The 7,115-nt window shown below is 75.1% G+C and carries 7 protein-coding genes; 3 read left to right on the forward strand and 4 right to left on the reverse strand.

All coding sequences use genetic code 11. The features are described from left to right. Positions 1–113: 113 nt before the first annotated feature. The 3 genes from ABT247_RS30155 to ABT247_RS30165 form a co-directional block, all read right to left on the reverse strand. Positions 114–1,577 carry a SulP family inorganic anion transporter gene (locus ABT247_RS30155; protein ID WP_350748814.1) on the reverse strand — a complete coding sequence of 488 codons (1,464 nt, stop codon included), beginning with the start codon at positions 1,575–1,577 and terminating at the stop codon, positions 114–116. A gap of 44 nt (positions 1,578–1,621) precedes the next feature. Continuing rightward, positions 1,622–2,212: a carbonic anhydrase gene (locus tag ABT247_RS30160; RefSeq protein ID WP_350748817.1), complete on the reverse strand. Its 591-nt coding sequence runs from the start codon at positions 2,210–2,212 to the stop codon at positions 1,622–1,624. Positions 2,213–2,404: 192 nt separating this feature from the next. After that, positions 2,405–2,755 (reverse strand): hypothetical protein, encoded by a 351-nt coding sequence (locus tag ABT247_RS30165; RefSeq protein WP_350748820.1) that lies wholly within the window; start codon positions 2,753–2,755, stop codon positions 2,405–2,407. A gap of 304 nt (positions 2,756–3,059) precedes the next feature. Here ABT247_RS30165 and ABT247_RS30170 point away from each other — a divergent pair, with 304 nt between their 5' ends. Further along, the gene (locus ABT247_RS30170; RefSeq protein WP_350748831.1) at positions 3,060–3,779 is read left to right on the forward strand and encodes an alpha-galactosidase; all 720 of its coding nucleotides are present in this window, start codon (positions 3,060–3,062) and stop codon (positions 3,777–3,779) included. Between the two features lie 169 nt (positions 3,780–3,948). Here the strand turns inward: ABT247_RS30170 and xylA are convergent, their stop codons facing one another. After that, positions 3,949–5,121 carry a xylose isomerase gene (gene xylA, locus ABT247_RS30175; protein WP_350748823.1) on the reverse strand — a complete coding sequence of 391 codons (1,173 nt, stop codon included), beginning with the start codon at positions 5,119–5,121 and terminating at the stop codon, positions 3,949–3,951. Positions 5,122–5,216: 95 nt separating this feature from the next. Between xylA and xylB the strand changes: the two genes are divergently transcribed. Together xylB and ABT247_RS30185 are read left to right on the forward strand one after the other, a co-directional pair. Then, entirely contained in the window at positions 5,217–6,647 is a 1,431-nt protein-coding gene (gene xylB, locus ABT247_RS30180; protein WP_350748826.1) for a xylulokinase, read from the forward strand. Between the two features lie 9 nt (positions 6,648–6,656). Further along, on the forward strand, positions 6,657–7,115 hold a 459-nt coding region (locus ABT247_RS30185), incomplete at its 3' end, for a MarR family transcriptional regulator (protein WP_350748828.1).

The following is a 7,115-nucleotide window of genomic DNA, read 5'->3' on the forward strand; positions in this document are numbered from 1 at the left end:
GTTGGCGCTGCCGTCTTCGTTGCGTGAGCCGATCAGTACCACGGGGGTGCCGAAGTAGAGGACTTTGAGATCGGTGACCTTGTGCACGGGAGTCGCGCTCGTCCTGTGCCCGGTCAGGCCGGACCGGCTGCCGCGGGGATCAGCCGCACGGCCTCGGGGGCGTGGGCGTTGTGGCGTTCGGCCCAGGTGGTCAGCGCGCTCTGGCAGGCGTGGTCCAGGTGCCGGATCCCGGTCAGGTCCAGCTCGACGACGCGGTCGGCGGGAACCGCCTCCAGGGCGTCGAGGAGCTTGGGCAGCCGGAGGAAGGTGGCGTTGCCGGTCAGACGGACGTGGGTGACGCCGTCGGTCCGCTCCTCCGTCTCCACGTGCAGGCGGGACGTCTCCCAGGCGCTCTTGAGGATCGACAGGCCCAGACCGATCAGCACGCCCTCGAACATGTTCACCGTGACGATGGCGACGGCCGTGACGGCCAGGACGACCGCCTCCGCGCGGTGCTCGCGCCACAGCGGGCCGAGCTGCTTGAAGGGCAGCAGCTTGAACCCGGCGTGGACGAGCACCCCGGCGAGGGCCGCGACCGGGATGACGCCGAGGGCCGCCGGCAGGAGCGCGGCGAACAGCAGCAGCCATACGCCGTGCAGCACGCGGGACGCCCTGGTCCGGGCGCCGGCCTGGACGTTGGCCGCGCTGCGGACGATGACCGCGGTCATCGGCAGGGCGCCGAGCGCACCGCAGAGCGCGTTTCCGGCCCCCTGCGCCATGAGCTCCTTGTCGTAGTCGGTGCGCGGCCCGTCGTGGAGGCGGTCGACGGCGGCCGCGCTGAACAGGCTCTCGGCCGAGGCGACGAGGGTGAAGGCCACGATCGTGACGATCAGGGCCGGAGTGACCTGTTGGAGCACGCCGGCGCCGGGCGGCTGGATCGCGTCCAGGAGGCCCTTGACCTCGACCTTCTTCACCGGTCCTGCGAGGAGCCAGGTGCCGCCGGTGGCGAGCAGGACGGCCACCAGCGCGCCCGGCACGACCCGCACCCTGGCGGGCAGGCGCTGCCACAGCAGGATCACGGCGATGGTGCCGGCGCCGACCACGAAGGAGTAGCGGGCGGCGGGGGCGGAGAGGAGCTGGGACAGGAGGCCGGGCAGGCCGAGGAGCTTGTCGACGCCGCTCGCGGGCGCGGGCCGGCCGGCCATCGCGTAGAGCTGCCCGGCGATGATCACCAGGCCGATGCCGGCCAGCATGCCCTCGACCACGGCGACGGATATCGCGCGGAACCAGCGGCCCCAGCGCAGCGCGCCGAGCAGCAGTTGGAGCAGGCCGGTGGCGAGGACGACGAGGCCGAGCGCGGGCAGGCCGAACCGCTGCACGGTCTCGGCGACGAGGACGGTCAGCCCGGCGGCCGGGCCGCTGACCTGGAGGCTGCTGCCGGGGAGCATGCCGGTGACCAGGCCGCCGACGATGCCGGTGATCAGGCCGAGTTCGGCGGGCACGCCCGAGGCGACGGCGACGCCCACGCACAGCGGCAGGGCGACGAGGAACACGACGAGCGAAGCGGTGACGTCGTACTTGAGTGCGGGAAAACGCATGGGAGCCCTCATCCGTGGAGATTCGGTCGTGGCGGGCCGCGTCGTCACAGCGGCAGGAAGAGGTCGGTGCCGGGGCGGTGGGTGCGGACCGCGCCGGTGTGCACCTCGTAGAACCAGCCGTGCAGCCCGAGCCGGCCCGCGTCGGCGCGGCGCGCGACGCTCGGGTGCGTGTGCAGCCGCGCCAGCTGGTCCAGGACGTGGCGCTGGACGGGGCCGGCGAGGTCCTGCCCCGGATCGTGGCCGGGTGTCAGTTCGGCGCCCTCGGCGAGCCACTCGCGCACCGCGGGCACGCCGGTGAGGTCGTCGCCGCGCACCACGGCGCCCACGGCGCCGCAGTGGGAGTGGCCGCACACCACGATGTCGGCGACACCGAGGACCTCGACCGCGTACTCGATGGTCGCGGCCTCGGCCGACGGAACGCCCGGCCGGTACGGCGGGACGATGTTGCCGGCGGTCCGCATCTCGAACAGCTCGCCGGGACGTGCGCCGGTGACGGCGGACGGGATGATGCGGGAGTCGGAGCAGGTGATGAACAGGGCCTGCGGGCTCTGGCCGGCCGCGAGCCGCTCGAAGTCGTCGGCGGTCTGCGCGGCGCGGTGGTGGAAAGTGCGGGCGTGGTCGATGAATGCCTGCATGTCGGTGCCTCGGTACCTTCTGAAGTCGTGTGGGAACGGTGACTTCGGGGACCGTGCCCGCCCGGTGCGGCGGCAGCGCTCAGCGCGACGGTGACGGCGGGGCCGTCCCGGCGCGGGCTGCCGTGGCGTGTGGTGGCGCGGACCTGTGCGCGTCCGGGCCGTCGGTGAGCGTGCGGGCGCGGTCGGCGCCGATCAGCAGCGGAACACCTGGAGGACCGCCGCTCTGGGCTGTCTGCGGGCCCAGTGCGGCGCGTCGGGCGCACCGGCCGGCGGCACGGGGCCGGGGGAGGGCGCTTCGTCGGCGAGGACCGCGGTCAACTCGGGTCGGCGATCCGGGACTTCGAGGCGCCGGGGGCGGGTCCAGCAGAAGCCGGACGGGTTCTTGGGAGCCGGCGCGTCCTCGGCGAGCTTCGCCTGCGTGACGACCCTCGGACAGCCTTCCTCCCGGAGGAGCGCGGACGCGGACTGGTGCAGCACCAGCACGCCCAGCACGGCCAGAAGGGCCACGGCGACCGCGCGGACCGTGCTTCTGACCGGGGACATTGCCGGACCTTCCTCGTCTTTGACTTTTCCTTGGGACTTCCATGGACGATGACGACCGCGGAACGGGGCGAGTTCCGCGAGGCCGGTGAAGTGTTCGTGAACCAGTTCCGGCGGACGATGGAGACCTGCTCCGCGTGCGCCCAGCGCCGGCTTCGGCACCGCGCGGCCGTGTGTCCGGCAGGCCGGGCCAGCCGGCCGGGGTCAGCAGTTAGGTGGCGGCCAAGTCGGCGTAGAGCTCGTCCTGGTCGACGAGCTCCGCAGGTGGCACGCGCAGACGGCGGCGGTCTACCGGCTCCTGGACGAACTGCGCGAGCGCCACCCCGGACTGGAGATCGAGTCCTGCTCCTCCGGCGGGGCCCGCGCCGACCTCGGCATCCTGGAGCGCACGGACCGGATCTGGGGATCGGACAACATCGACCCGATCGAACGCCAGGCCGTCCAGCGCTGGACCGGCCTCCTCCTGCCCCCCGAACTGATCGGCTCCCACGTCGGTTCCACGCCCGCCCACATCAGCCACCGCGACACCAGCCTCGCCTTCCGCTGCGCCACCGCCTTGTTCGGACACGCCGGCATCGAGGCCGACATCTCGGCCTGGTCGAAGGAGGACCTGAGCGCGCTCACCTCGTGGGTCGGCGCCTACAAGCAGCTGCGGCCGCTGCTCCACGGCGGCGACGTCGTCCGCACCGACCACCCCGACCCGGCCGCCTGGGTCCACGGTGTGGTCTCCCGCGACCGGGCTCACGCCGTCTTCGCCTACGTCCAGCTGGAGACCTCCGTCGCAGACAGCGGCGCGCCCGTCCGCCTGCCGGGCCTGGAGCCCGCGACCCGCTACGCCCTGCGGGTGCGCCCCGAGCTCTCGTCCCCCGAGGACACCTGGCCGGCCTGGGCACGGGGGGCGACCGCGCCCGTCGTGACCGGCCGGTACCTCGCCCGGGTCGGCCTCGCCGCCCCGGGCCTCACCCTCCGCCCCGGCCACGCCGTGGTGGTCGAGGTGCAGGCGCAGCCGCCCGCGCCGCAGGCGTGAACCCGCCGGCGCACCGGCGCTGCGCACCGCCCGCACGGGGACCGGCGGACGGGCGGCGGACTGCCGTGTACGGCGGTACGGCGGCGCTCGCTCGGCCTCGACGGCGGCGGGCCGGGCCGGGCCACGTCGGGCCCTGACCGGCCCGACCCGGCCGCGGCGGCGGTCCCGGTCAGCGGGCGCCGAGGAGGTGCTCGTAGGCCAGCTGGTCCAGGTGCTCGAAGGCCATGCCGCGGCGGCCGGCGGCGTCGACGTCGAAGTCCTCGAAGGCGGAGCGGTCCGCGAGCAGCCCGGTCAGTCCGTCCTCGGCCGTGGGCAGGGCGAGTTCGGGCAGGCGCGAGGCGGCGAGCGCGGCCCGCACCTCCGGGTCGGCGCGGAAGGCGCGCGAACGCTCGGCCAGCAGCAGGTAGTTGCGCATGCAGGCGGCGGCCGAGGCCCACACGCCGTCGAAGTCCTCGGTGCGCGGCGGCTTGAAGTCGAAGTGCCGGGGGCCGTCGTAGCCGGCCGACTCCAGGAGGTCGACCAGCCAGAAGGCCTGCCGGAGGTCTCCCGCGCCGAAGCGCAGGTCCTGGTCGTACTTGATGCCGGACTGGCCGTTGAGGTCGATGTGGAACAGCTTGCCGTGCCACAGGGCCTGGGCGATGCCGTGCGGGACGTTGAGGCCGGCCATCTGCTCGTGGCCGACCTCGGGGTTGAGACCGACCCGGTCGGGGCGCTCCAGCGCGTCGATGAAGGCCAGGGCGTGGCCGACGGTGGGCAGCAGGATGTCGCCGCGCGGCTCGTTGGGCTTGGGCTCGATGGCGAAGCGCAGGTCGTAGCCCTGCCGTTCGACGTACTCGCCGAGGAGGTCGAAGGCCTCCTTCAGCCGGTCGAGGGCCGTGCGGACGTCCTTGGCGGCGCCCGACTCGGCGCCCTCGCGCCCGCCCCAGGCGACGTACGTCGAGGCGCCGAGTTCGACGGCCAGGTCGATGTTGCGGATGGTCTTGCGCAGCGCGTACCGGCGCACGTCGCGGTCGTTGGCGGTGAACGCGCCGTCCTTGAACACCGGGTGGGTGAAGAGGTTGGTGGTGGCCATCGGCACCTTCAGCCCGGCCGCGTCCAGGGCGGCGCGGAAGCGCTTGACCACCTGCTCGCGCTCGGCCTCGCCGGCGCCGAACGGGATCAGGTCGTCGTCGTGGAAGGTGACGCCGTAGGCGCCGAGGGCGGCCAGCCGCTGGACGGTCTCGACCGGGTCGAGGGCCGGCCTGGTCGCGTCGCCGAAGGGGTCGCGCCCCTGCCAGCCGACGGTCCACAGGCCGAAGGTGAACTTGTGCGCGGGGGTGGGGACGAGCGGGTCGCTGGACATGGCGCGGCTCCGGATCAGGTGCGGAGGGTGTTTGTCAGGGCTCTCAACAAATTAGTATGCCGGAACGTCAAAGGGAACCCACCCCGGAGGAACGCATGGCTGAGCAGCGTGTCGTGATCGGCTTCGACAGCTCCACCCAGTCCACGAAGGCCCTGGCCGTCGACCTCGACACCGGTGCCGTGGTGGGCACGGGCCGCGCCCCCCACACGGTCAGCATGGGCGCCGGCCGGGAGAGCGATCCCGAGCAGTGGTGGGAGGCGCTCGGCGAGGCCGCGGCGCGCACGGGGTGGGCGGACCGCGCGGCCGCCGTCTCCGTCGCCGGCCAGCAGCACGGCCTGGTCACCCTCGACGCGGCCGGCCGCCCGGTCCGCCCGGCGCTGCTGTGGAACGACGTCCGGTCCGCGCCGCAGGCCGCCGGCCTGCGCGACGCGATCGGCGCGGCGGAGCTCGCCCGCCGCACCGGAAGCGTCCCCACCGCCGCCTTCACCGCCCCGAAATGGGCCTGGCTGCGCGAGCACGAGCCCGCCGCGGCCGACCGCGTCGCGGCCGTCCGGCTGCCCCACGACTTCCTGACCGAGCGGCTGACCGGGGAGGCGGTGACCGACCGCGGCGACGCGTCCGGCACGGGCTGGTGGGGCCCGGACGGCTACGACGGGGACGTCCTCGCCCGCATCGGGCTCGACCCCGCGCTCCTTCCGCAGGTCCTGCCCGCCGGTGCGCGGGCGGGCGCGGTCCGTCCCGGTCTGCCGCTGCGCGCGGGGACGCCGGTGGCCACCGGCACCGGTGACAACATGGCGGCGGCCCTCGGGCTCGGCCTCCTGCCCGGGCAGCCGGTGCTCAGCCTCGGCACCTCCGGCACCGTCTACGCCGTCGGCCGGACGCGCCCCGCCGACCCGAGCGGCACCGTCGCGGGCTTCGCCGACGCCCTCGGCGGCTGGCTCCCGCTCGCCTGCACCCTCAACTGCACCCTCGCCGTCGACCGCTTCGCCGCCCTCCTCGGCCGCGGCCGCGACGAGGTCGAGGACGGCGGCACCGCCGTCGTCCTGCCCTACCTGGACGGCGAGCGCACCCCGGACCTCCCCGGCGCCTCCGGCCTGGTCCACGGACTGCGCCACGACACCACCCCCGGGCAGCTGCTCCAGGCCGCCTACGACGGCGCCGCCCACGCCCTGCTCACCGCCCTGGACGGCGTGCTGCGCGCGGGCGGAGCGGACCCGACGGACGACGAGCCGCTGCTGCTGATCGGCGGCGGCGCCCGCGGACGGGCCTGGCAGCGGACCGTCCTGCGGTTGTCGGGCCGGGCGGTCAAGGTGCCCGCCGCCCAGGAACTGGTCGCGCTCGGCGCCGCCGCCCAGGCCGCCGCCCTGCTCACCGGCGAGCCCGCCGACGCCGTCGCGCGCCGCTGGCGCACGGCCGAGGGCCCGGTGCTGGAGGCCGTGGCGAAGGACCAGGACGCGCTGACACGGATCGGGGATACCCTGCGTCGGGCCGGAGCCTTGCAGGGTGCGCCGGCCGAGGAACGGTAGGAGGGGCGCGTGGCGGTGGTGGTCAGGGCGGGCAAGGGGCCGGAGAGCGGACCCGCCTCGCAGCAGGACATGCGACGGCAGAACCTCTCGCTCGTGCTCGGTGCGGTCGCCGGGCACGGCCCGCTCTCCCGCGCGGACGTCGCCGGGCGCGTCGGCCTGACCAGGGCGGCCGTCTCCTCCCTGGTGGACGAGCTGATCGGCCGCGGCGCGCTGACCGAGGCGCCGGCCACGGCCAGCGGACGGGTGGGCCGCCCCGGACGGGCGCTGACCGTCAACGACCGGGGCCCGGCCGGTCTGGGCCTGGAGATCGGCATCACCCACCTCGGCGCGTGCGTGGTCGACCTGCGCGGCGAGCCGCGGGTGTGGCGCCGGATCGAACAGGACAACGCGGGCCGGCCGGCCGGGGAGGTGCTGGCGGAGACCGCCGCGCTGGCGTCCGACGTGCAGGCCGAGGCCGCCGCCCTCGGC

This window comes from Kitasatospora sp. NPDC001539, assembly GCF_040298565.1.
Classification (GTDB): Bacteria; Actinomycetota; Actinomycetes; order Streptomycetales; family Streptomycetaceae; genus Kitasatospora.

Coding starts and splice junctions, on each gene's coding strand:
- ABT247_RS30160 (WP_350748817.1), bottom strand. CDS start 2,212: ATGCAGGCATTCATCGACCACGCCCGCACTTTCCACCACCGCGCCGCG.
- ABT247_RS30155 (WP_350748814.1), bottom strand. CDS start 1,577: ATGCGTTTTCCCGCACTCAAGTACGACGTCACCGCTTCGCTCGTCGTG.
- xylB (WP_350748826.1), top strand. CDS start 5,217: ATGGCTGAGCAGCGTGTCGTGATCGGCTTCGACAGCTCCACCCAGTCC.
- ABT247_RS30165 (WP_350748820.1), bottom strand. CDS start 2,755: ATGTCCCCGGTCAGAAGCACGGTCCGCGCGGTCGCCGTGGCCCTTCTG.
- xylA (WP_350748823.1), bottom strand. CDS start 5,121: ATGTCCAGCGACCCGCTCGTCCCCACCCCCGCGCACAAGTTCACCTTC.